Annotated in this window: 23 protein-coding genes; 15 read left to right on the top strand and 8 right to left on the bottom strand. The window is 68.6% G+C overall.

The genetic code is table 11. The features are described from left to right. Positions 1-202 precede the first annotated feature (202 nt). Positions 203-940, bottom strand: a complete 738-nt coding sequence (gene fabG, locus U742_RS0118130) for a 3-oxoacyl-[acyl-carrier-protein] reductase (protein WP_029355577.1) — start codon at positions 938-940, stop codon at positions 203-205. A gap of 11 nt (positions 941-951) precedes the next feature. Next, positions 952-1902, bottom strand: a complete 951-nt coding sequence (gene fabD, locus U742_RS0118135) for an ACP S-malonyltransferase (RefSeq protein WP_029355579.1) — start codon at positions 1900-1902, stop codon at positions 952-954. 416 nt (positions 1903-2318) lie between these two features. Between fabD and rpsF the strand changes: the two genes are divergently transcribed. The 13 genes from rpsF (at position 2319) to U742_RS0118200 (ending at position 14769) form a co-directional block, all read left to right on the top strand. Further along, complete coding sequence (gene rpsF, locus U742_RS0118140; protein ID WP_029355581.1) at positions 2319-2810, top strand: 30S ribosomal protein S6; 492 nt, start codon at positions 2319-2321, stop codon at positions 2808-2810. Continuing rightward, the gene (rpsR, locus tag U742_RS0118145) at positions 2810-3073 is read left to right on the top strand and encodes a 30S ribosomal protein S18 (RefSeq protein ID WP_029355583.1); all 264 of its coding nucleotides are present in this window, start codon (positions 2810-2812) and stop codon (positions 3071-3073) included. The genes rpsF and rpsR overlap by 1 nt, the downstream gene beginning before the upstream one ends. Before the next feature lie 179 nt (positions 3074-3252). Next, positions 3253-4206: a DUF2232 domain-containing protein gene (locus tag U742_RS0118150; protein WP_029355585.1), complete on the top strand. Its 954-nt coding sequence runs from the start codon at positions 3253-3255 to the stop codon at positions 4204-4206. Positions 4207-4251: 45 nt separating this feature from the next. Further along, positions 4252-4824 carry a 50S ribosomal protein L9 gene (gene rplI / locus U742_RS0118155; RefSeq protein WP_029355587.1) on the top strand — a complete coding sequence of 191 codons (573 nt, stop codon included), beginning with the start codon at positions 4252-4254 and terminating at the stop codon, positions 4822-4824. Between the two features lie 196 nt (positions 4825-5020). Next, entirely contained in the window at positions 5021-6280 is a 1260-nt protein-coding gene (locus U742_RS0118160) for an SAM-dependent methyltransferase (protein WP_029355588.1), read from the top strand. Positions 6281-6609: 329 nt separating this feature from the next. Next, positions 6610-8103 carry a replicative DNA helicase gene (locus U742_RS0118165; protein WP_029355590.1) on the top strand — a complete coding sequence of 498 codons (1494 nt, stop codon included), beginning with the start codon at positions 6610-6612 and terminating at the stop codon, positions 8101-8103. Positions 8104-8114: 11 nt separating this feature from the next. Continuing rightward, entirely contained in the window at positions 8115-9242 is a 1128-nt protein-coding gene (gene alr / locus U742_RS0118170) for an alanine racemase (protein WP_038362114.1), read from the top strand. Between the two features lie 9 nt (positions 9243-9251). Continuing rightward, entirely contained in the window at positions 9252-10679 is a 1428-nt protein-coding gene (radA, locus tag U742_RS0118175; RefSeq protein ID WP_029355592.1) for a DNA repair protein RadA, read from the top strand. A gap of 106 nt (positions 10680-10785) precedes the next feature. Beyond that, the gene (locus tag U742_RS0118180; RefSeq protein WP_197028286.1) at positions 10786-11373 is read left to right on the top strand and encodes a CvpA family protein; all 588 of its coding nucleotides are present in this window, start codon (positions 10786-10788) and stop codon (positions 11371-11373) included. Between the two features lie 104 nt (positions 11374-11477). Further along, entirely contained in the window at positions 11478-12977 is a 1500-nt protein-coding gene (purF, locus tag U742_RS0118185) for an amidophosphoribosyltransferase (RefSeq protein ID WP_156034266.1), read from the top strand. Positions 12978-12980: 3 nt separating this feature from the next. After that, a complete protein-coding gene (locus tag U742_RS0118190; RefSeq protein WP_029355596.1) occupies positions 12981-13400 on the top strand; it encodes a VOC family protein in 420 nt (139 codons plus the stop codon). Positions 13401-13413: 13 nt separating this feature from the next. Continuing rightward, positions 13414-14172, top strand: a complete 759-nt coding sequence (locus tag U742_RS0118195; protein WP_029355598.1) for an SDR family NAD(P)-dependent oxidoreductase — start codon at positions 13414-13416, stop codon at positions 14170-14172. Positions 14173-14385: 213 nt separating this feature from the next. Beyond that, on the top strand, positions 14386-14769 hold the full coding sequence (locus tag U742_RS0118200; RefSeq protein WP_029355600.1) for a hypothetical protein: 384 nt from the start codon (positions 14386-14388) through the stop codon (positions 14767-14769). Here U742_RS0118200 and der read toward each other — a convergent pair. The 5 genes from der to U742_RS0118225 form a co-directional block, all read right to left on the bottom strand. Beyond that, positions 14751-16103, bottom strand: coding sequence for a ribosome biogenesis GTPase Der (gene der, locus U742_RS0118205; RefSeq protein ID WP_029355602.1), 1353 nt, complete (start codon positions 16101-16103; stop codon positions 14751-14753). The genes U742_RS0118200 and der overlap by 19 nt on opposite strands. A 27-nt stretch (positions 16104-16130) precedes the next feature. Continuing rightward, on the bottom strand, positions 16131-16427 hold the full coding sequence (locus tag U742_RS0118210) for a hypothetical protein (protein WP_051661310.1): 297 nt from the start codon (positions 16425-16427) through the stop codon (positions 16131-16133). A 9-nt stretch (positions 16428-16436) separates the two neighbouring features. Next, positions 16437-17393, bottom strand: coding sequence for a tetratricopeptide repeat protein (locus tag U742_RS22245; protein ID WP_248310415.1), 957 nt, complete (start codon positions 17391-17393; stop codon positions 16437-16439). A gap of 88 nt (positions 17394-17481) precedes the next feature. Continuing rightward, the gene (gene panB / locus U742_RS0118220; RefSeq protein ID WP_029355608.1) at positions 17482-18306 is read right to left on the bottom strand and encodes a 3-methyl-2-oxobutanoate hydroxymethyltransferase; all 825 of its coding nucleotides are present in this window, start codon (positions 18304-18306) and stop codon (positions 17482-17484) included. A 33-nt stretch (positions 18307-18339) separates the two neighbouring features. After that, complete coding sequence (locus U742_RS0118225) at positions 18340-18909, bottom strand: NnrU family protein (protein WP_029355609.1); 570 nt, start codon at positions 18907-18909, stop codon at positions 18340-18342. A gap of 204 nt (positions 18910-19113) precedes the next feature. Here U742_RS0118225 and U742_RS23440 point away from each other — a divergent pair, with 204 nt between their 5' ends. Both U742_RS23440 and U742_RS0118235 read left to right on the top strand, forming a co-directional pair. Continuing rightward, positions 19114-19539 (top strand): L,D-transpeptidase, encoded by a 426-nt coding sequence (locus U742_RS23440; RefSeq protein WP_029355611.1) that lies wholly within the window; start codon positions 19114-19116, stop codon positions 19537-19539. 120 nt (positions 19540-19659) lie between these two features. Continuing rightward, complete coding sequence (locus U742_RS0118235; RefSeq protein ID WP_029355613.1) at positions 19660-20841, top strand: GGDEF domain-containing protein; 1182 nt, start codon at positions 19660-19662, stop codon at positions 20839-20841. On the opposite strand, the gene U742_RS0118240 is transcribed toward U742_RS0118235, so the two are convergent. Then, positions 20813-22444 carry a peptide chain release factor 3 gene (locus U742_RS0118240; protein WP_029355615.1) on the bottom strand — a complete coding sequence of 544 codons (1632 nt, stop codon included), beginning with the start codon at positions 22442-22444 and terminating at the stop codon, positions 20813-20815. The two genes, U742_RS0118235 and U742_RS0118240, sit on opposite strands and share 29 nt — an antisense overlap. Positions 22445-22499: the final 55 nt, after the last annotated feature.

Below are 22499 nucleotides of genomic sequence, written 5' to 3' on the forward strand. Positions count from 1 at the left end.
ACTGTTTCAGATGCCCCACCGTGCCGACAAGGCCCGGCGGGAGGCCCTTTTTCCTATCCCGTTTTCTCGGGACTTACCGGATTTGCGGCTCACTGCCGCGACGTCCGACCCCAGTGAGCCGAGGCGGTCGTTAGCACACTTCATCCGGCAAAACCAGCGCTCCACCCGGGCGGGCGGAAGCGCCGGAATCTCTTGACTCCAGCTAGATCATCGCCATTCCGCCGTTGACGTGCAGGGTCTGCCCGGTGACGTAGGCGGCCTCGTCGGAGGCAAGGTAGACCGCTGCCGCCGCGATGTCCTCCGGCGAGCCCAGCCGACCGGCCGGCACGGAGCCCAGAATGACGTCGCGCTGCTTCTCGTTCAGCACGTCGGTCATCGGGGTGGCGATGAAGCCGGGGGCGATGCAGTTCACCGTCACGTTGCGCGCCGCCACTTCCTGGGCGAGCGCCTTCGACATGCCGATCATGCCGGCCTTGGCGGCGGCATAGTTGCCCTGCCCGGCATTGCCGGTGACGCCGACGATCGAGGTGATGCCGATGATGCGGCCGGTGCGCCGGCGCATCATCGAGCGCGCCGCGGCCCGCGACAGGCGGAAGCCGGCGGTGAGGTTCACCGCGATCACGGTGTCCCACGCCTCGTCGGAGATACGCACGAATAGCGCGTCGCGGGTGATGCCGGCATTGTTGACGAGGATATCGAGCGGGCCGAGCGCCTCCTCGGCGGCGGGCACCAGCTTCTCGACCTCCTCGGCCTTCGACAGGTCGCAGGGAAGCACCTTCACCCGCTCGCCAAGCTCGCCGGCGAGCCCGTCCAACACCTCGCGGCGGGTGCCGGAAACGGCGACGGTGGCGCCTTGCCGGTGCAGGGCGACGGCGATGGCGCGGCCGATGCCGCCGGTGGCGCCGGTAACGAGAGCGGTCTTGCCGGTGAGATCGAACATAGGAGCTTTCCTCAGACGCTGGCGCGGGCGGCGGCGAAGGCGGCCACCTCGTCCGGCTGACCGACATTGGAGACGGCGATGTCGCGCGCTATGCGCTTGACGAGGCCGGAGAGCACCTTGCCGGTGCCGACTTCGACCGCGCGGTCGACGCCCTCAGCCGACATAAACAGCACGGATTCGCGCCAGCGCACGGTGCCGGTCACCTGCCGGACCAGCAGGTCGCGAATCTCGGCCGGTGCGGTTACCGGGCGCGCCGTCACATTGGCGACGACCGGCACCACCGGCGCCTTCAGCTCGACTCTGGCGAGCGCCTCGCGCATGGCCTCGCCCGCCGAGGCTATCAGCCGGCAGTGGAATGGCGCGGAAACCGGTAGCAACACGGCGCGCATCGCGCCCTCGCGCTTGGCGATCTCCATGGCGCGGGCCACCGCACCGGCATGACCTGAGACCACCACCTGGCCGGAGCCGTTGTCGTTGGCGATGTCGCAGACCTCATCGCCCGCCGCCTCGGCGGCCACCGCGACGACCTTCTCGTAGTCGAGGCCGAGAATGGCGGCCATGGCACCGACGCCGACCGGAACCGCGCTCTGCATGGCGGTACCGCGCAGGCGCAGCAGTCGCGCCGCGTCGGCAACCGTGAAGGTGCCGGCGGCGGCGAGCGCCGAATATTCCCCGAGCGAATGGCCGGCGACGAAGGCGGCGTCACGCTTCAGATCGAGCCCCGCCTCGTCCTCGAGCGCGCGGATCGCGGCGAGCGAGGTCGCCATCAGTGCCGGCTGGGCGTTGGCGGTCAGCGTCAGCGTCTCGACGGGGCCTTCCCACATGACGCTGGACAGCTTCTCGCCCAGCGCCTCGTCGACTTCCTCGAAGACCGCGCGCGCGACGGCGAAGTTCTCGGCCAGCGCCTTGCCCATGCCGACGGCCTGGCTGCCCTGGCCGGGGAAGATGAAGGCAGTGCTCATGCGGGACGTTTCCGGACCGTTAATGAATTGGGTCCGGGGAGGAACACTGACCGGCGCCCCATGTCAAGCGTGGCCGGCCGACGTCTTGCCAGGCATGTGATCGCGACGGAGGATCGCCGCTGTCCGAGGGGGCGCCATCGGGACGACCTGGACCCGCGCCTTCCCGGCTCCCGGCGCCTCACCACCCCCTCTTGCCTTGCATTCCGGGCGTTTTCGCGTATAAGCGCGCGCATCGTCAGTCCCGGCCGGGGGCTGAACGGACGGTCGTGCTCGTTCGCGCGACAGGCTCTCCCGCAGATCCGCCGTCCCGTGTCCCCGCCTTCGAGATTGTTTCGAGCCTTTCCGCGAGGCTCGAAGGGCTCGCCGCCGGGAGGACGACCCGCAATGGTGCGGAACATTAGGAAAGGCAACGGGACATGGCTCTCTACGAGCATGTTTTCCTCGCGCGCCAGGACGTGACGGCGCAGCAGGTCGAGGAAATGACCGCCCGCTTTAAGGGCGTGATCGAGGCGAATGGCGGTACGGTCGGCAAGGCCGAGTACTGGGGCGTCAAGACGCTCACCTACCGCATCCGCAAGAACCGCAAGGCGCACTTCTCGCTGCTCAACATCGACGCCCCGGCGGCCGCAGTGGCCGAGATGGAGCGCCAGATGGGTATCGACGAGGACGTGCTGCGCTTCCTTACCATCCGCGTCGACGCGCTCGAGGACGGCCCGTCCGTGATGCTGCAGAAGCGCGACCGCGACGATCGCGGCGAGCGCGGCTTCGGTGATCGCGGCTTCGGCGGCGACCGCGGCTTCGGCGGAGGCGGACGCGGCTTCGGCGGCGACCGTGATCGTGGCGACCGTGGTGATCGCGGCCCGCGCCGTGATCGTGATGAAGCTCCTTCGAACGTGGAGGCCGAGTGATGGCTCTGGGTCCTACGGGCGGTTCGTCCGCCGGCGGCGCGCGCCGTCCCTTCTTCCGTCGTCGCAAGACCTGCCCGTTCTCCGGCGCCAATGCGCCGAAGATCGATTACAAGGATGTGCGGCTGCTGCAGCGCTACATCTCCGAGCGCGGCAAGATCGTGCCCTCGCGCATCACGGCGGTCTCCGCCAAGAAGCAGCGCGAGCTCGCCCAGGCGATCAAGCGCGCCCGCTTCCTCGGGCTGCTGCCCTTCGTGATCCGCTGATCGCGAGTCGATTCAGGCACCTCGGCCTGAAAGCTGAGACAGCGCTTTAGAGTTTCGTTCCCGGCCGGGTGCCGGGAACCCTTTGACCGATATCCGACAGGCGCGCGGGAATGGTCCCGTGGGTCTTGGCTGGGGCGGACGCGATCCTCCCCTAACCGCGAAGGCGGGACAGCTGGTCGATGGCACAGCCCTATCTGATAGCACTGGGAGCCGGCGCGGCTTCCGCCCTCCTCGTCGCCACGGTCGCGACGGGAAGCGTGCTGTCCGTCCCCCTGTTCTATCTCGCCCCGCTTCCGGTGCTGATCGCCGGCATCGGCTGGTCGCAGGTCGCCGCGCTCATCGCGGCGTCGACCGCCGCCATCATTGTCAGCCTGTTCTTCGGCGCCGAGCTGCTGCTCGCCTATGTCACCGGCGTCGGCCTGCCGGCCTACGCGCTGTCCTATCTCGCCCTGATGGCGCGCGGCGATGACGACGGGCGCCGGCTCGAATGGTTCCCGGTCGGGCGGCTGGTGATCGCCGCCGCGATCGCCGGCACCCTCGCCGTCGCCGCGCTGATCCCGTTGGTGGCGAGCGACCTCGAAAGCTACCAGGCGGCGCTGAAGAGCCTGTTCCAGACCATGCTGACCGAGCGCGCGGACGGGCTGCCGGCGGATTCCGACCGCTTCCTCGACCTGCTGGTCGCGGTGATGCCGCCGGCCGCCGCCGTGCTGACCATGATGACGCAGCTCGGCAATCTCTGGCTTGCCGGGCGCATCGCTCGCACCTCGCAGCGCCTCATGCGGCCCTGGCCGAGCCTGCCGGACATGCGTCTGCCGCGCGGCAGCGCGGCGCTGCTATTCGGCGCCCTGATCGGCGGCGCGCTGGTATCCGGCTTCATCGGGCTCATCGCCGAGATGCTGGCGGCGACGCTGATCATGGCCTTCGGCCTCGCCGGCCTCGCCGTTCTGCACGCCATAACCCGCGGCGCGGCCGGGCGCACGCTGGTGCTGGCCACCGCCTGGCTGGCGGCGCTGGCGCTCGGCTGGCCGTTCCTGCTGCTGGCGCTGCTCGGCCTCGCCGACAGCTTCCTCGACATCAGAAGCCGCTTCGGCGGCCGGCGAACGGGCGGACCGCCTGCCGCCAATGACGACTGATTCCACTCACGACGAACAGACAGACGAACGAACGGAGAGATCAAGATGGAAGTGATTCTGCTGGAGCGCGTGGCCAAGCTCGGCCAGATGGGCGAGGTGGTGCGCGTGCGCGACGGCTTCGCGCGCAATTTCCTGCTGCCGAACGGCAAGGCGCTGCGCGCCACCAAGGAGAACAAGGCGCGCTACGAGACGATGAAGGCGCAGCTCGAGACGCGCAACCTCGAGCTGAAGAGCGAGGCCACCAAGGTCGGCCAGAAGCTCGACGGCACCGAGGTGGTGCTGGTGCGTCAGGCCGGCGAGACCGGCCAGCTCTACGGCTCGGTGTCGACCCGCGACCTCGCCGAGGCGCTGACCGCCGCCGGCTTCACCGTCGCGCGCAACCAGATCGAGCTCAACCACCCGATCAAGACCATCGGCGTGCACGCCGTGCCGGTCATCCTGCACGCCGATGTCGAGGTCACGATCAAGGCGAACGTCGCCCGCAGCGCCGCCGAGGCCGAGCGTCAGTCGCGCGGCGAGGACCTGACCAGCATCCGTGACGAGGATGAGGACGAGGCCGAGGTCGCCGAGGAGATCGTCGAGGAGGCCGCGGCCGAAGGCGAAGCCACGGACGCCTGAGCCTCTTACCCAGCGTCATACGCCAAAATGCGTAGCCCGGCCGCCTCGCGGCCGGGTTTTTTGCATTTCAGGGCTGCATCCAAAACATTGCGACACGCATTGTATTGTGGTGCAATGTTTTTCATCAAATCAACCGACGCCCATGCTTTGGGCATGGAGAACTCGGGAGCGGGTTCCTTACTGGTGGAGGCGGCCGATGGAGCGGTTGCTTGCGCGCGTATTGTCGCGAGTCGTTTCGAAGGGAAATCTGACCATCACTCTGGCCTCCGGCCGTCTCTACAGCTTCGGCGACGGCACCGGGGCGCCGCTCAGTATCCGCATAACGTCGAGCAAATGGCAGCGTGCCATCGCGCTCGACCCCGAGCTCAAGCTCGGTGAGGCCTATACCGAAGGCGGCCTCGTGATTGAGCAGGGCTCGGTCGCCGACCTGCTCGCCCTGCTGATGAGGCAGGTCGGGCTCACACCGCCGAATGCCAGCGCCAAAGCACTCATGCGCCTGCGCTTCCTCGGCCGGCGGATCGCGCAATTCAACCCGCCGGGGCGCTCCAAGCAGAACGTCGCGCATCATTACGACCTCGACGGGCGACTCTACTCGCTCTTCCTCGATGCCGACCGGCAATATTCCTGCGCCTATTTCGAGCGACCCGGGCAGACGCTGGACGACGCGCAGCTCGCCAAGAAGCGGCACATCGCGGCGAAGCTGCTGTTCGACAGGCCCGACCTCACCGCCCTCGATATCGGCTGCGGATGGGGCGGACTCGGGCTTTATCTCGCGCAGAACGCCGGGGCCCGCGTCACCGGCGTGACGCTCTCGGAGGAGCAGCTCGGCGTCGCCAGGTGCCGCGCCGAGGAGAGCGACCTCGCCGAACGCGTCGAGTTCCGCCTGCAGGACTACCGCGCCACGCCCGGCCCGTTCGACCGCATCGTCTCGGTCGGCATGTTCGAGCATGTCGGCGTGGGCCATTACGAAGAGTATTTCGGGCAGATCGCCAAGCTGCTCAAGGACGACGGCGTGGCGCTGGTCCACTCGATCGGCCGCTCGGAGGGACCGGGCATCACCAATCCCTGGATCGCCAAGTACATCTTCCCTGGTGGCTATATCCCGGCGCTGTCTGAGGTGCTGCCGGCGATCGAGAAGGCGGGGCTCTATGTCACCGACATCGAGATCCTGCGCCTGCACTATGCCGAGACGCTGAAGGCGTGGCGTGAGCGCTTCATGGCCCATCACGAGGAAGCCGAGCGACTCTACGACGCAAAGTTCGTGCGGCTCTGGGAATTCTATCTCGCCGCTTCGGAGATGGCGTTCCGCCACCAGGGCATGATGATCTTCCAGATCCAGCTCGCCAAGCGCGAGGGCGTCGTGCCGATGACGCGGAACTACATCGCCGAGGCTGAGGCCAAGCTCGCCGCCGCCGAGCGGCGCAACCGGCCGGGCCTGCGTTTGGCGGGGGAGTGATAAAGGCTGTCCGTTGCTTGCCCAAGGTCAGAGACCGAGAGGTATGTCGAGTTCCGGTACAATTGTCATCCCGGAGTGGCCGCAGGCCGTATCCAGGATCCAAGTCATATCAGAGGGCGATCCCGGCTCTCGCTCCGCTCAGCCGGAGATGACGGCGATACCAACGTGCGGTCGCGACGCACGCCGTGGGGTAGGCTCCCGGCAATCCCCACACTCCCCACAAGTTCTCCACAGACAAATCTTAAAAGAATCACCGGAGAAATCGCACTGCCGCGGACCCAACAAGTGCGGTAGGGCTACCGCCTTCCTTTCGCGTATCTGGATTCGACATGCTCGACTCCCCTGCCCGCCCCGCGGCGGCGCCCGAACCCGCCTATCGCAGCGCCCCTCACAATGTGGAGGCGGAGCAGGCGCTGCTCGGCGCCATCCTCGTCAACAACGAGGCGTTCTACCGGGTCTCGGACTTCCTCGAGCCGCGGCACTTCTTCGAGCCGGTGCATGTGCGCATCTTCGAGACCGCCGGCTCGCTGATCCGCGCCGGCAAGGTCGCCACCCCGGTGACGCTCAAGACCTTCCTGCCGCCGGAACTCGACCTCGGCGGGCTGACCGGCCCGCAATACCTCGCCCGCCTCGCGGCCGAGGCGACCACCATCATCAATGCCGAGGATTACGGGCGCACCATCTATGACCTGTCGGTGCGGCGCGACCTCATCGCCATCGGCGAGGAGATCGTCAACGAGGCCTATGACGCACCGATCGATTCGACCCCGCAGGGCCAGATCGAGGAGGCCGAGAAGCGGCTCTACGAGCTTGCCGAGACCGGGCGTTACGACGGCGGCTTCCTGCGCTTTACCGACGCGCTGAAGGAAGCGGTCGACATGGCGAGCCGCGCCTTCCAGCGCGACGGGCACCTGTCCGGCCTCGCCTGCGGCCTCGACGATCTCGACGGCATCATGGGCGGGCTGCAGCCCTCCGACCTGATCATCCTCGCCGGCCGCCCCGGCATGGGAAAGACCGCGCTCGCCACCAACATCGCTTACAACGTCGCCGCCGCCTATCGCGGCGAGACGCTGCCGGACGGCTCGGTACGGGCGCTCGACGGCGGGGTGGTCGGCTTCTTTTCGCTGGAAATGTCGGCCGAGCAGCTCGCCACCCGTATCCTCGCCGAGCAGACCGAGATCCCCTCCTACAAGATCCGCCGCGGCGACATCTCCGAGAGCGACTTCGACAAGCTCGCCGCCGGCGCGCAGATCATGCAGACGATTCCCCTCTATATCGACGACACCGGCGGCATCTCCATCGCCCAGTTGCGCGCCCGCGCGCGGCGGCTGAAGCGCCAGCGCGGCCTCGACTTCATGGTGGTCGACTATCTCCAGCTACTCTCCGGTTCGAGCAAGCGCGCCTCCGAGGGTCGCGTACAGGAGATCACCGAGATCACCACCGGCCTGAAGGCGCTGGCCAAGGAACTCTCGGTGCCGATCATGGCGCTGTCCCAGCTCTCGCGTCAGGTCGAGTCGCGCGACGACAAGCGTCCGCAATTGTCCGACCTTCGCGAATCCGGCTCGATCGAGCAGGATGCCGACGTGGTGATGTTCGTGTTCCGCGAGGAGTACTACCTCAAGAGCAAGGAGCCGAAGGAAGGCACCGAGGAATGGTTCAAGTGGGACACCGACTTGAAGTCCGTGCAGAACACGGCTGAGGTCATCATCGGCAAGCAGCGTCACGGGCCGACCGGCACCGTGAAGGTCGCCTTCGAGCCGCAGTTCACGCGCTTCTCCTCGCTCGCCCGCGAAGACCGGCTGCCGCCGCAGGGCGGATTGTGACAGGCGCGATCATGACTACGACCCCATATCCGGCGGTGGCCCCGGAGGAAGCCGGCGGCCATCTCACCATCGACCTCGGCGCGCTCGCCGCCAACTATGCCGACCTCGCCCGCCGCGTCGCGCCGGCGCAATGCGCGGCGGTGGTGAAGGGCGACGCCTACGGGCTCGGCCTCGAACCGGCAGCGCACGCCTTCTGGCGCGCCGGGGCGCGGGTGTTCTTCGTCGCGCTGCTCTCCGAGGCGCGGCGGCTGCGCACGGCGCTTCCCGAGGCGACGATCTATGTGCTGAACGGCCTGTTCGCCGGCACCGAGCCGGTCTATCGCGATCTCGAACTGCGGCCGGCGCTCGGCTCGATGGAGGAAATCGAGCGCTGGGCCGCCTATTGCGGAGAGATCGGCGAGGCGCTGCCGGCCGCCGTTCACGTCGACACCGGCATGAACCGGCTCGGCCTCTCCCCCGCCGAGGCGGTGGGACTGGCGGAGTCCCCGGACCCGCTACCCTTCACCATGGCGCTGCTGATGAGCCATCTCGCCTGCGCGGATGATCCCTCGCATGCGCTGACGGCGCGCCAGCTCGAGGATTTCCAGGCCATCGCCGCGCTGTTCCCCGGCGTTCCAGCCTCGCTCGCCAATTCGGCTGCGACGCTCGGCGACAAGGCGCTGCACTTCGACCTCGTGCGCCCGGGCATCGCGGTTTATGGCGGGCTTTCGCGTGGCGGCACCGCGCCGCTGCAGCCGGTGGTGCGGCTCGACCTGCGCATCATCCAGCTCCGCGACGTGCATGAGGGCGAGGCGGTCGGCTATGGCGCCGCCCAGACCGTCGGGCGTCTCTCGCGCATCGCGATCGTGTCGGCGGGCTATGCGGACGGCATCCCGCGCCTCGCCGGCTCGTCCGACCTCCGGCGCGGGGCGCAGCTCATCGTCGCCGGGCGGCGCTGCCCGCTGGTCGGGCGCATCTCCATGGACCTGATGGCGATCGACGTCACTGAGGTGCCAACGGGCGAGGTGGAGGCTGGCGACTTCGCCACGCTGCTCGGCGAGGGCATCGGCGTCGACGAGCTCGCCCGCCACGCCGAAACCATCGGCTACGAGATCCTGACCTCGCTCGGCCGGCGCTATCACCGCCGCTATATTGGCTGACGCGCCGCCATGGCTAAGCGCGGCGCCTCCTTCGTCTGCCAGGCCTGCGGAGCAACCTATGTGCGCTGGCAGGGCAAGTGCGACGCCTGCGGCGCCTGGAACAGCATCGCCGAGGAAGAGGTCGGCGGCGGCGCGCTGCAGAATTCGCTGCCTTCTGCCCAGCGTGGCGGGCGCAAGGGGCGCGTGCTGACCCTCGAAAGCCTCGCCGGCACGACCGAGGACGCTCCGCGCACCGCCTCCGGCATCGCCGAGTTCGACCGGGTCGCCGGCGGCGGGCTGGTGCCCGGCTCGGTGCTGCTGATCGGCGGCGATCCCGGCATCGGCAAGTCGACGCTGCTGATCCAGGCCTCGGCGGCGCTCGCCCGCGCTGGGCAGCGCGTCGTCTATGTCTCGGGCGAGGAGGCGGTGGCGCAGGTGCGGCTGCGCGCGGCGCGGCTTGGGCTCGCCGAAGCGCCGGTCGAGCTCGCCGCCGAAACCAATGTCGAGGACATCGTCGCGACGCTGGCGGCCGGACGCGCCCCGGCCCTGCTGGTCATCGATTCGATCCAGACCATGTGGACCGACACTGCCGAATCGGCGCCCGGCACGGTGACGCAGGTGCGCTCCTCGGCGCAGATCCTGATCCGCTATGCCAAGCGCTCGGGCGCCGCCGTCATCCTGGTCGGCCATGTGACCAAGGACGGCCAGATCGCCGGGCCGCGCGTGGTCGAGCACATGGTCGACGCGGTGCTGTCCTTCGAAGGCGACGGCGCCCACCAGTTCCGCATCCTGCGCGCGCAGAAGAACCGCTTCGGCCCGACCGACGAGATCGGCGTGTTCGAGATGACCGGGCTCGGTCTCGCCGAGGTCGCCAACCCGTCCGAGCTGTTCCTGTCGAACCGCGATCGCGGCGCGCCGGGCACCGCCGTCTATGCCGGCATGGAGGGCACGCGCCCGCTGCTGGTCGAGATCCAGGCGCTGGTGGTGCCGACCAGCCTCGGCACGCCGCGCCGGGCGGTGGTCGGCTGGGATTCGAGCCGGCTCTCCATGGTGCTGGCGGTGCTGGAGGCGCGCTGCGGGGTGAAGCTCGGCGCGCATGACGTGCATCTGAACGTCGCCGGTGGCCTGCGCATCGGCGAGCCGGCCGCCGACCTCGCGGTCGCCGCCGCTCTCGTCTCCTCGCTGAGCGGCGCGGCGCTGCCGGCGGACGCGGTCTATTTCGGCGAGATCAGCCTCACCGGCGCGGTGCGCCCCGTCGCCTACGGCCCGGCACGGCTGAAGGAGGCGGCCAAGCTCGGCTTCGCCCGCGCGGTGATGCCAGCCGGCGCCAAGGACATCGCGCGCGAGATGGCCGACACATCCATCGCGACCGAGACCGTCTCCTCCCTCGCCGAGCTGGTGGCGGAGATCGCGGCGCGCGGACGTCCCCGTGCGGTGGCGCGATCACAAGACGGGTGACGCGCCCGCCGCGGCACGCTATACGTCGCGCGCGCCCGATTGAGCCCGCTGCGAGATTCGATTCCCACATCGCGCGTCGCGGGAAAACCGCTTCAGCCATGGTGCGTTGGCCTTGACGCTGCTCGACATCCTCCTCCTCGCCGTCATGCTGATCTCCGGCCTGCTCGCCATGGTGCGCGGCTTCGTGCGGGAGGTCTTCGCCATCGCCTCCTGGGTCGCCGCTGCGGTGGTGACGCTCTATGCCTATCCGCACGCGCTGCCGCTGGCGAAGCAGTACATCTCGCAGGACACCATCGCGATGGCGGCGGCGGTCGGCGGCGTGTTCATCGTCACGCTGCTGGTGGTCTCGATCATCACCGTGCGAATCTCGGACGCCATCCTCGACAGCCGCATCGGCGCGCTGGACCGCACGCTCGGCTTCTTGTTCGGGCTCGCGAGAGGATTCCTTATAGTGGTGGTCGCCTTCCTGTTCTTCAACTGGCTGGTCCAGAGCGAACAGGGCCGCCCGGACTGGATTCGCGACGCGCGCTCGCGGGTGGTCTTGCAAAGCGCCGGCGACTGGCTCATCTCCGTGTTGCCGGAGGATCCTGAGAAGCTCATCCGCGAGATGCGCCAGAAGGACACCGACACGGAGCCGACCGAACCGCCGCCGGAGCCTGTTACTCCGCCGCAGCCTTCGCCGCCGGCACAGTAATTGCTGGGAATCGGTGGAACGGACATCGTTCCGCCGATTTGCTCTCTATGAGAAGCCTTCAGAAGCGCGCGGCGCCTCGCGCGGAGCGTTCGGAGATTTCGGACATGCCCATCGGCAATGGTTCGGCCAAACAGTACGGCGAGACTTTCGGCGCCGACGATTTCGATCCCAATGCCGACCGGCTGCGCGAGGAGTGCGGCGTCTTCGGCATATTCGGCCATCCTGACGCCGCGGCGATCACCGCGCTCGGGCTGCACGCCCTGCAGCATCGCGGCCAGGAAGCCGCCGGCATCGTGACCTATGACGGCCAGCGCTTCCATTCGGAACGCCGCCTCGGCCTCGTCGGCGACGCTTTCTCGGACGGCGAGGCGATCAAGCGCCTGCCGGGCCATATCGCGGTCGGCCATGTGCGCTATTCGACCACCGGCGAGACCATCCTTCGCAACGTCCAGCCGCTGTTCTCCGAGCTTGACGGCGGCGGCTTCGCCATCGGCCACAACGGCAACCTCACCAACGGCCTCACCCTGCGCCGCCAGCTCATCCGCGACGGTGCGATCTGCCAGTCGACCTCCGACACCGAGGTGATGCTGCACCTCGTCGCCCGATCGAAGAAGGCGCGCTTCACCGAGCGCTTCGTCGACGCGCTGCGCGAGATCGAGGGCGCCTACGCCTTCGTCGGCCTCACCAACAAGAAGCTGGTCGGCGCGCGCGACCCGCTCGGCATCCGCCCGCTGGTGCTCGGCGAACTCGACGGCCACCCGATCCTGACCTCCGAGACCTGCGCTCTCGACATAATCGGTGCGCGCCACGTGCGGGACGTCGAGCCCGGTGAGGTGATCGTCTTCTCCTCCGACAAGGTCGAGACGCTGCGTCCTTTCCCCATCGTGGCGCCGCGCCCGGACATCTTCGAGTACATCTATTTCGCCCGACCGGACTCGGTCGTTGGCGGGCGCAGCGTCTATCAGGTCCGCAAGACGCTCGGCCAGCAGCTCGCGCTGGAATCGCCTGCGGTGGCCGACGTGGTGGTGCCGGTGCCGGATTCGGGCGTGCCCGCCGCCATCGGCTATGCGCAGGCCTCCGGCATTCCCTACGAGCTCGGCATCATCCGCAACCACTATGTGGGTCGCACCTTCATCCAGCCGACCCAGTCGATCCGCGACCAAGGCGTGCGCATGAAGCACTCGGCCAACCGCTCGGTGGTCGAGGGCAAGAGCATCGTGCTGCTGGACGATAGCCTGGTGCGCGGCACGACGTCGGTCAAAATCGTGCGCATGATGCGCGAGGCCGGGGCGCGCGAGGTGCATTTCCGCATCTCCTCGCCGCCGATCACCCATCCCGACTTCTACGGCATCGATACGCCGGACCGCGACAAGCTGCTGGCCGCCAGCCTCGATGTCGAGGGCATGCGCCGCTACATCGGCGCCGACAGCCTCGCTTTCCTCTCCATCGACGGCGTCTACCGCGCCATGGGCCTGGAAAAGCGCGACCCGCTGCGCCCGCAGTTCACCGACCACTGCTTCACCGGCGAGTACCCGACCCCGCTGACCGACCTCAACGACAAGATGGCGCCGCGCCAGCTCTCGCTGCTGGCGGAGGCGAGCTGACCTGTGGTCGAGCTGAAGGAATGGCATCGGGGTCGGCTGATCGACCACATCCAGCTCGTGGTGCCCGATCTCGAAACCGCCCTCGCCTTCTACAAGGCGATCTTCGCGGTGCTCGACGTGCCGCTCGTCGAGGGTGAGGGCTATTTCTACGCCGATGAGCTGTTCGTCAGCGCCGGCGAACCGCTGACCGGGCGCGCGCATATCGCTTTCCAGGCCCGCGACGAGGACATGGTCCGCCGCTTCCACGCCGCCGCGCTGGCGGCTGGTGCGCGCGACAATGGCGGCCCCGGCCACCGCTCCTATCACCCCGGCTACTACGCGGCCTTCGTGCTCGACCCGGCCGGCAACAACATCGAAGCCGTCTATCACGGCCCGGCGAAGCGTTCCGCACCGTCCGTGGTACTGACGGACGAAAGCGAATAACGGGACGCCTGCCATGACAGAACCGACCGAAGCGCGTCCGCTCGCCGGACGCTATGCGCTGATCACCGGCGCCACCCGCGGCATCGGCCAGGCGACCGCGGTGGCGCTTGCCCGCGCCGGCGCGCATGTCATCGCGCTGGGGCGCACGGCCGGCGCGCTCGAGGAGCTTGACGACGAGATCCGCGCCGCCGGATCGAGCGCCACGCTGGTGCCGCTCGACATCAAGGACGGCGAAGGCATCGACCGTCTCGGCGGCGCGCTCTATGAGCGCTTCGGCCATCTCGACGTGTTCGTCGGCAATGCCGGCGTGCTCGGCCCGATGACCCCGCTCGCGCAGGTCGAGCCGAAGGAATGGGACGAGACGCTGGCGGTGAACCTCACCGCCAACTGGCGGCTCATGCGCTCGCTCGACCCGCTGCTGCGGCTCTCCACCGCCGGGCGCGCGGTGCTGATCTCCTCCGGCGCGGCGCACAAGGCGCGCGCCTATTGGGGGCCCTATGCCATCACCAAGGCGGCGGTCGAGATGCTCGGCCGCACCTGGGCGGCGGAGACCGCCAATCTCTCCAATCTCCGCGTGAACCTGTTCAACCCTGGCCCGGTGCGCACCCGCATGCGGGCCAAGGCGTTCCCCGGCGAGGATCCGGAGACGCTCCCGACGCCGGAACAGGTGGCCGAGGCCATCTTCGCGCTGTGCCTGCCGAGCTTTGAGGAGACCGGCAAGCTCTACGACTTCCCGACCCGCCAGTTGCTGACCTTTCAGATGCCGGCCTGATCGAGCAGGCCGGCTGCTCTGGCCGGCCCGTGACTTCGCTTTCGCCCCTTCGGCTCCCGCTGAAAAAACCGCGTCGAAAGCTCGGGAGTACCCGATCGGCGTCCAGCCGAGCAAATATGGTTAATTTTCCGTAAATAAATTCGCTCGATTTGTTGATTCCGGCCCGCTCTCGGGATGATGATACCGCCAGCAGGTGCCCTCGGAGCGGTGGCGATGGACGACGGGACGATGGAGGGGCTGATCGCGGCCGCGCTCGCTGTCGGCGTGCCTCTCGCCTATCTCTCGCTTCAGGCCCGCGCGCTGTTCGACTGGCGCGGCTGGTGGCACTTGGCGGGCGTGGTGCCGCTGGTCGGCATGGTGCCTCTCTTCTCCTACAGCCTCGGGGCCTATCAGGAGAATTCCGACGTCTGGCAGCTTCTGCTGATGCTCGCGGCGCCGGCGGGCTTCGGCTATCTCGCCGTGCTCGACGCCATCCGCTGGGTGGCCGACGCGCCGGCGGAGGCGCCCCGGCCGGCCGTCGTGCTCCGCATTCCGGCCGCTCGCCGTCTGCATCGGCCTCCGCGCTATGCGCGCCGGCCTCAGTCCTTGTCAGCGTAGGGGTTCGCCTTCTCGCGCAGCGTGAGCCGGATCGGCACGCCGGGCAGGTCAAAGGTCGCGCGCAGCCCGTTGGTCAGATAACGGATGTAGCTCTCCGGCAGCGCGTCGGCGCGCGAGCAGAACAGCACGAAGCTCGGCGGGCGGCTCTTGGGCTGGGTGATGTAGCGCAGCTTGACGCGGCGGCCGGAGACCGCCGGCGGCGGATGCTCGCCGGTGGTCTCGGTGAGCCAGCGGTTGAGCGGGTTGGTCGGCACGCGGCGGTTCCACACCTCGTAGGCGCCCTCGACCGCCTTCACCAGCCGGTCCAACCCCTCGCCGGTGAGGCCCGATACCAGCACGACCGGCATGCCCCTCGCCTGCGGCAGCCAATGATCGGCCTCCGAGCGCATGCGGGCGGCGAAGCCCGGCTCGCCCTTCACGAGGTCGGCCTTCGAGATGGCGAGCACCAGCGCCCTGCCCTCGCGCACGACCAGATCGGCGATGCGCAGGTCCTGCTCCTCGAAGGGGTGGGTGGCGTCGAGCAGCACGACGACGACCTCCGCGAAGCGGGCGGCCCGCAGGCCGTCGGCGACGGAGAGCTTCTCCAGCTTGTCCTCGACGCGCGCGCGCTTGCGCATGCCGGCAGTGTCGAACACCCGGAGCGGCACCCCGGCGCGCTCGACATCGACCGCGATGGAGTCGCGGGTGATGCCGGCCTCCGGGCCGGTCAGCAGCCGCTCCTCGCCGAGCAGTGCGTTGATGAGGGTCGACTTGCCGGCGTTCGGGCGGCCGAGCACGGCGACGCGAATGCGCTTCAGCCCGGCTTCATCCTCCTGATCGTCGGTCTCGTCGTCCTGATCGTCCGGGAAGCAGTCGCGCAGCGCGCGGAACAGCTCGGCCATGCCCTCGCCGTGCTCGGCGGAGATCGCCACCGGATCGCCGAGCCCGAGACCGTAAGCCTCCATGGCCCCCGCCTCGCCGCCGCGTCCCTCGCTCTTGTTGGCGACGAGGATGGTGTGCTTGCCGGAACGGCGGGCGAGATCGGCGAAGGCGCGGTCGGTCGGGGTGAGCCCGCTGCGCGCGTCGATCATGAAGAGCAGCGCGTCCGCTTCCGAAATGGCCGCCTCGGTCTGCGCGCGCATGCGCGCCTCGAGGCTCTCGGCCTTGGCTTCCTCGAGCCCCGCCGTATCGATGACGCGGAAGCTCAAATGGCCGAGCTGGGCATCGCCCTCGCGCCGGTCACGCGTCACGCCGGGCCGGTCGTCGACCAGCGCGAGCTTCTTGCCAACCAGGCGGTTGAACAGCGTCGACTTGCCGACATTCGGACGGCCGACAATGGCGACGGTGAAGGACATGGGACTAAGGCGCCTCCGCGCCGAGGATCAACGGTTTTTCGCCGCGCCGATGCCGCCACCCGGCGCGGTATCGGGGGTGGATGGTTCGATCGTGATGCCGCCAGGGCTCGCCGGCTGCGGCACGGGCGCATTGTAGTCGACGCCCGGCACGCCTTCGGGGAACACCGCCTGGCGCTGGCCGGGAAGAATCTTCTCCTTCTCGGAGAAGGGATTCAGCTTGTCGAAGGACTCGCAGCCGGTGACGGCGAGCGCGAGCCCGAGCGCAGCCGCCGCGACGCCGAGACGGCGCAGGACGATGTAGCGCTTCATGTAGGCCTGCGACATGGCTTCCTCCTATTGCGGCGCAGCCGGCGCCGGTTCAGACGGCGCGGGGGCGGGTTCGACCTGAGGGGCAGGCCCGGGCGCGGCCGGGGCCGGCGCGGCCTGCTGCTCCGGAGCGGGCTCCGCCTGCGGCGCAGGCGCTGGTTCGGCAGGGGCAGGTTCGGCAACGGTGGGCGCGGGTTCCGCGGGAACAGCCGTCGGCGGGGCCGCCAGCTCGGGCACGGTGGGCATCTGCGGCATCGTCGGCGCCGGCATGGCGGCTGGCGCGGCGCTCAGCGGAGCCGGAGCGCCGGCGGCAGCAAGCGCGCGCAGCAGCTCGGCGCGCTGGCGAAGGCCGGGAGGCGCCTCGCTGTCGGCGAGGATGCGCTCGAAGGTGGCAACCGCGGCCGGATAGTCGCCGGCGCGATACTGCGCAAGGCCGACGATCTCGCGCGCCGAGTTACGGAACGGACCCGACGGCGTGTCGAGCGTCTGCATCCGCGCCTGAATGTCGGCCAGCGGCGCGGTATCGACCAACAGCAGGCCGGCGCGCAGGCGCGCGACGTCGCGGGCGAGCGGATCGAGGCCGTTGTCGGCGGCGAGCGTGTCATAGGCCGTCACCGCCGCGGCGCGGTCGGTTCGCGCGAGCTCGGCGGCGGCACGGAAGCGCGCCAGCATGCGGTATCCGCCGGTGCCGTCCTGGGCGATCGCGGCGAAGGCGGCCTCGGCTTCCTTGTGCTTGCCGTCCTCGGCCAGTTGCAGCGCGTCGACGAAGAGCGCGCCGGAGGCTTCCGCCTCCCGGTGCTGCCACCACTCATAGCCACGCCAGGCACCGATGGCGACGACGATCAGCACCGCCAGAGCGATGATGAAGGAGCCGTAGCGATCCCAGATCTTGCCCAGCCGCTCGCGACGAAGATCCTCGTCGATCTCGTTGAAAATATCAGCCATGTCTCGTCCAAAGGCGGCAGGAAATTCGGGCGGCGGCAATGCGGGAGGAAGAGCCTCCCACGGGGCCGCGTAAGTTAGCGATGCGGCCTCTTCAAGGCAAACCGTGCAAACGCGGGTGATTGCAGGGCTATCCGGCCTTCTTTGCGGCGTAGACGTGCTCCGGCCCGGGGAAGGCACGCTTGCGCACATCAGCGGCGTAGTCGGCGACGGCCTGGCCGATCGAAGGGCCGATATCGGCATATTTCTTCACGAAGCGCGGCACCCGGTCGGACAGCCCGAGCATGTCCTCCAGCACGAGGATCTGCCCGTCGCAGGCGACCGAGCCGCCGATGCCGATGGTCGGCGGTGCGACTTCCTCCGTAATCTGCCGGGCGAGCGGCTCCGAGACGGCCTCAACCACGATCGAGAAGGCGCCGGCATCCGCAATGGCGCGGGCATCGTCGAGGATGAGCTTCGCGCTCGCCTCGTCGCGGCCGAGCGCCTTGAACGAGCCGAGCGTGTTGATGGCCTGCGGCGTGAGACCGACATGGCCCATGACCGGCACGCCGCGATCGGCAAGGAAGCGCACGGTCTCGGCCATGCGCCGGCCGCCTTCGAGCTTGATGGCGCCGGCGCCGGTCTCCTTCAACACCCGCGAGGCGGTGGCGAAAGCCTGCTGCGGCGAGCCCTCATAGGAGCCGAAGGGCAGGTCCACCACGACCAGCGCCCGAGCCGAGCCGCGCATCACCGCCTGGCCCTGAAGGATCATCATGTCGACCGTCACCGGCACGGTGGTCTCCATGCCGTGCATCACCATGCCGAGCGAATCGCCGACGAGGATGAAATCGACATGCGGGTCGATCAGCCGGGCCGTATGCGCATGGTAGGAGGTGAGCGAGACGATCGGCTCCCCGCCCTTGCGCGCGCGGATATCCGGGGCGGTCAGCCGACGGACGGCGGACTGGATCGACATGACAGGCGTATCCTCTTGTTCTTATTGGGCCTTTCAGCCCATCACCGGCACCCCGACGACATAGGGGTGGAACAGGAATGCGAGGGCGGCATAAAGCACGAGACCGGCGATCACCGCAATCGCGTCGCCGCCCCAGCCGGCCGGCGCCACCGGCAGCGGCGCGCCGCGCCGCTTGACCGCGATACGGTCGTAGACCGCCCACGCCAGCACCAGGAGGAACAGCGTCATCGAGGCGGCATCGCCATTCGCCAGCAGATGCGCAAGCGCCCAGATCTTCACCGAAACCAGCATCGGGTGCTTGAGCCATGCCCGGATGTGGCTCGGCACGAAGGCGGCGGCCATGGCGATGGAGGCGATGAGCATCAGAAGCAGCGCGATGTGTCGCATGGCCACCGGCGGATCCCAGATCTGCACCGGTCCTTCGGCACGCCAGGCGGCAAAGCCATAGGCGGTCAGCACGAGGCCGAGGGTCGAGACTGCGGCGAAGAGGCCCTTGTAAGGTCCCTCGCCGATCCTGCCTATGAGGGAGGCACGCGCCTCGCGCCGCGTCGTGAAGACATGCGCGCCGAGGAACAGCGCGAGGCCGGCAAGCATCATGATCATCTCAACGCTCCGCGGGTTGGCCGGTTTGGGGGCGAGCGGAAGCTAGATGGATTCCAATCGACGCGCCATGACGCGCGACGCCGCAATTCCGCGAACGTCTCCACCCGCTCTCAACCATATGAATTGACACTTCTTCCCGGTGAATTGTCGGCGTGCAAATATACCGCTGGGGCAGGATTGGCGCGGAGAACTGGGGCTGGGATCATGAAAGCGACGATTGCCGCCTTTGCCGGCGCAGTATTCTGGCTCGCCGCCTGCGGCCCGAGCGCCGCCGACGTCGTGGCCCATATCGATCTGTCGGCGCAACGCATGAACGTTTCGGTCGATGGCTGGCCACGCTACAGCTGGGCCGTCTCGACAGCGCGCAAAGGGTATCGCACGCCGGTCGGCAGCTATCGCCCGCAGCGCATGTACCGCAGCTATTTCTCCCGTAAATACTACAACTCCCCCATGCCGCACTCGATCTTCTTCCGGGGCGGCTATGCGATCCACGGCACCAATTACATGAGCCAGCTCGGCCGGCCGGCCTCGCACGGATGCGTGCGGCTGGCGCCGGGCAACGCCGCGGCGCTCTATTCGCTTGTGCAGACCCACGGAAAGGGCAATACGCGCATCGTGATCACCCGGTAGGCCTCTCCGAGCGGGCGGAATCGCGGGAACGATTCCGCGCCGCAAGCATGGCCTGCGGTGATATGGTATTGTTGCAATGCACTCGCCGGCCGGACGCGCCGAGCGCCTCCGGATCGCATCATGCTACTCGACTACCCCTCGCTTCTCGTATCCATCGGCTTCTCGGCCGTCTGCCTTGGGGTGGTGCTGTTCACCTCGTGGATCACGATGCGGGCGGACAGCTTCCTGCTCGCCTGCGCGATCGCCGCCGGTTTCATCGTCGCCTTCGTCTTCGCCTACAGCTTCTATATCGAGATGCCCCGGCCGCCGATCGCGGCCGCCGCCTTCTCGCTGCTGCTGGCCGCCCTGTCGGTGCTCTATGGTGCCGCCCGGCAGTTCCGCCTTGGCGTCTCGCCCCTACCGCGCGCCGCCACGGCGTTCGCGATCACCTGCGTGCTGACGCTGCCCCCCATCATGATCGGCTATGACGGCGTCGGGATCGCCCTGGTCAATCTCGCCTGCGCGATGCTGCTCTTCCTCACCGCGCTGGAATATTGGCAGGGGCGCGACGAGGCGCCGAGCGCGATCGCCTGCATCTGCGGCCTCTACGTGCTGGTCGGCGTGTCCTTCGCGCTGTGCACGGTGGCGCTCGCGCTGGAAGGCAGGCTGGTGCTCGATGGACCGCCCTCCAACTGGGCGGAGGACATCAACCTGATCGCCGTCATCGCCGGCGTGCCGGGCATCGGCGCCATGTCGCTGGCGCTCAACCAGACCCGCCTCGCCCGCGCGCACCGGCACGAGGCGATGACGGACGGGCTGACGGGACTGCTCAACCGGCGCGCCCTGTTCGACGCGCTCGGCCAGGAGGTGCTACGCAACCACGTGGCGGTGATCCTGTTCGATATCGACCGCTTCAAGGGCGTGAACGACCGCTTCGGCCATGCCGCCGGAGACCGCGTCATCGCCCAGTTCGCGCAGGCCCTGCGCGAGGACGTCGAGATCGAGGGGATCGCCGCGCGCCTCGGCGGCGAGGAATTCGCCCTGGTGTTGCCGCAGGCGTCGGCGGACCTCGCGCTGCGCTGCGCCGAGAGCGTGCGGGCCCGCTTCGCCGCTCTGACGCTCGCAAATGGCGGCTTCGCCTGCACGGTGAGCGCCGGCATCGCCTTCGGCGACCCGCATGGCGCGCGCTTCGAGGCGGTGGTCCGGGCCGCCGATGAGGCGCTCTACCAGGCCAAGCGCGGCGGGCGGGACCGCATCGTCGCCGCCGGGCCGCGGCTGGTCGACATCGGCTCCGTCAGGCCGCAGCCTTCTTCACGTCCTTGATGTCGGCGAAGGCGATGCCGGGCCAACGGTCGCCGGTATAGCCCACCATGAAGGCCGACGAGGCGAGGAACACCGGATCGCCATCGAGGTCCTCGGCGATGGAGGAACGGTTCGCGGTCGCGAAGTCCTCAAGCTTCTTCTTGTCCTCGCTGGAGACCCAGCGGGCGAGTTGGAACTCGCTCATGTCGAAGCCGATATCGAGGCCGTATTCGGCGGAGAGCCGGTTCTTCAGCACGTCGAGCTGCAGCGGACCGACAACGCCGACCAGCGCCGGCGAGCCGTCGGCCGGACGGAACACCTGCACGACGCCCTCCTCCGCCATCTCCTGCAGCGCCTGCTTCAGCTTCTTCGCCTTCATCGCGTCGGCGAGCTTCACGCGGCGCAGTATCTCGGGGGCAAAGCTCGGCACGCCGACGAAATTCAGCTCCTCGCCCTCGGTGAGCGTGTCGCCAATGCGCAGGCTTCCGTGGTTCGGGATGCCCACCACGTCGCCAGCATAGGCCTCCTCGGCCAGCGCACGGTCCTGCGCGAAGAAGAACTGCGGAGTGGCGAGGCTCATCTGCTTGCCGGTGCGCACCAGCTTCGCCTTCATGCCGCGCGTGAGCTTTCCGGAGCAAAGCCTTGCAAAAGCGATGCGATCCCGGTGGTTCGGGTCCATGTTGGCCTGGATCTTAAAGACGAAGGCCGACATGCGCGGCTCCTCGGCCTCCACCCGCCGGCCGGCTGCCTCCTGCGCGCGGGGGCTCGGGGCGTTGGCGCCAAGGCCGTCCAGCAGATCGCCGACACCGAAATTGCGCAGCGCCGAGCCGAAATAGACCGGGGTCAGGTGCCCTTCGCGGAAGGCGTCGAGGTCGAACGGATTGCACGCCTCGCGCACAAGGGAGAGTTCCTCGCTGGTCGCCTGCGCATCGACACCCGGAGCCAGCTTCGCGATGGCGGCCGGATCGGCCGGATCGATCTCGTCGGACAGCGGTGAGTGCTTGCCGTCCGGATCGAGCAGGCGCACGCGGTTGCGCGCGAGGTCGAAGGTGCCGGCGAAATCGCGGCCACGCCCGATCGGCCAGGTCATCGGCGCGGTGTCGAGCGCCAGCGTCTTCTCGATCTCGTCGAGCAGATCGAACGGATCGCGGGTCTCGCGGTCCATCTTGTTGATGAAGGTGAGGATCGGGATGTCGCGCAGCCGGCACACCTCGAACAGCTTTCGGGTACGCGCCTCGATGCCTTTCGCCGCGTCGATCACCATCACGGCGGAGTCGACGGCGGTCAGCGTGCGGTAGGTGTCCTCGGAGAAGTCCTCGTGGCCCGGCGTGTCGAGCAGGTTGTAGACAAGGCCCTCATACTCGAACGTCATCACCGAGGTGACGACGGAGATGCCGCGCTCGCGCTCGATCGCCATCCAGTCCGAGCGGGTGTTGCGCCGCTCCGCCTTGGCCTTGACCTGCCCGGCGAGTTGGATCGCGCCGCCGAACAGCAGCAGCTTCTCGGTCAGCGTGGTCTTGCCGGCGTCCGGGTGCGAGATGATCGCGAAGGTACGCCGCCGCGCCACTTCGCGGGCGAGCGGGGAGGAAGGCGTATCGAGTGCAAGCGGGGCGGTCGCGTCCATGCGGGCGGATGTGGCAGGGATGGCCCGCGAGATCAAGGGCGGCGGCGCATCCGCC

The sequence above is a fragment of the Allobosea sp. 117 genome, assembly GCF_000702305.1.
GTDB lineage: Bacteria > Pseudomonadota > Alphaproteobacteria > Rhizobiales > Xanthobacteraceae > Ancylobacter.

Coding starts and splice junctions, on each gene's coding strand:
- fabG (WP_029355577.1), bottom strand. CDS start 940: ATGTTCGATCTCACCGGCAAGACCGCTCTCGTTACCGGCGCCACCGGC.
- fabD (WP_029355579.1), bottom strand. CDS start 1,902: ATGAGCACTGCCTTCATCTTCCCCGGCCAGGGCAGCCAGGCCGTCGGC.
- rpsF (WP_029355581.1), top strand. CDS start 2,319: ATGGCTCTCTACGAGCATGTTTTCCTCGCGCGCCAGGACGTGACGGCG.
- rpsR (WP_029355583.1), top strand. CDS start 2,810: ATGGCTCTGGGTCCTACGGGCGGTTCGTCCGCCGGCGGCGCGCGCCGT.
- U742_RS0118150 (WP_029355585.1), top strand. CDS start 3,253: ATGGCACAGCCCTATCTGATAGCACTGGGAGCCGGCGCGGCTTCCGCC.
- rplI (WP_029355587.1), top strand. CDS start 4,252: ATGGAAGTGATTCTGCTGGAGCGCGTGGCCAAGCTCGGCCAGATGGGC.
- U742_RS0118160 (WP_029355588.1), top strand. CDS start 5,021: ATGGAGCGGTTGCTTGCGCGCGTATTGTCGCGAGTCGTTTCGAAGGGA.
- U742_RS0118165 (WP_029355590.1), top strand. CDS start 6,610: ATGCTCGACTCCCCTGCCCGCCCCGCGGCGGCGCCCGAACCCGCCTAT.
- alr (WP_038362114.1), top strand. CDS start 8,115: ATGACTACGACCCCATATCCGGCGGTGGCCCCGGAGGAAGCCGGCGGC.
- radA (WP_029355592.1), top strand. CDS start 9,252: ATGGCTAAGCGCGGCGCCTCCTTCGTCTGCCAGGCCTGCGGAGCAACC.
- purF (WP_156034266.1), top strand. CDS start 11,478: ATGCCCATCGGCAATGGTTCGGCCAAACAGTACGGCGAGACTTTCGGC.
- U742_RS0118195 (WP_029355598.1), top strand. CDS start 13,414: ATGACAGAACCGACCGAAGCGCGTCCGCTCGCCGGACGCTATGCGCTG.
- U742_RS0118200 (WP_029355600.1), top strand. CDS start 14,386: ATGGACGACGGGACGATGGAGGGGCTGATCGCGGCCGCGCTCGCTGTC.
- der (WP_029355602.1), bottom strand. CDS start 16,103: ATGTCCTTCACCGTCGCCATTGTCGGCCGTCCGAATGTCGGCAAGTCG.
- U742_RS0118210 (WP_051661310.1), bottom strand. CDS start 16,427: ATGTCGCAGGCCTACATGAAGCGCTACATCGTCCTGCGCCGTCTCGGC.
- panB (WP_029355608.1), bottom strand. CDS start 18,306: ATGTCGATCCAGTCCGCCGTCCGTCGGCTGACCGCCCCGGATATCCGC.
- U742_RS0118225 (WP_029355609.1), bottom strand. CDS start 18,909: ATGATCATGATGCTTGCCGGCCTCGCGCTGTTCCTCGGCGCGCATGTC.
- U742_RS23440 (WP_029355611.1), top strand. CDS start 19,114: ATGAAAGCGACGATTGCCGCCTTTGCCGGCGCAGTATTCTGGCTCGCC.
- U742_RS0118235 (WP_029355613.1), top strand. CDS start 19,660: ATGCTACTCGACTACCCCTCGCTTCTCGTATCCATCGGCTTCTCGGCC.
- U742_RS0118240 (WP_029355615.1), bottom strand. CDS start 22,444: ATGGACGCGACCGCCCCGCTTGCACTCGATACGCCTTCCTCCCCGCTC.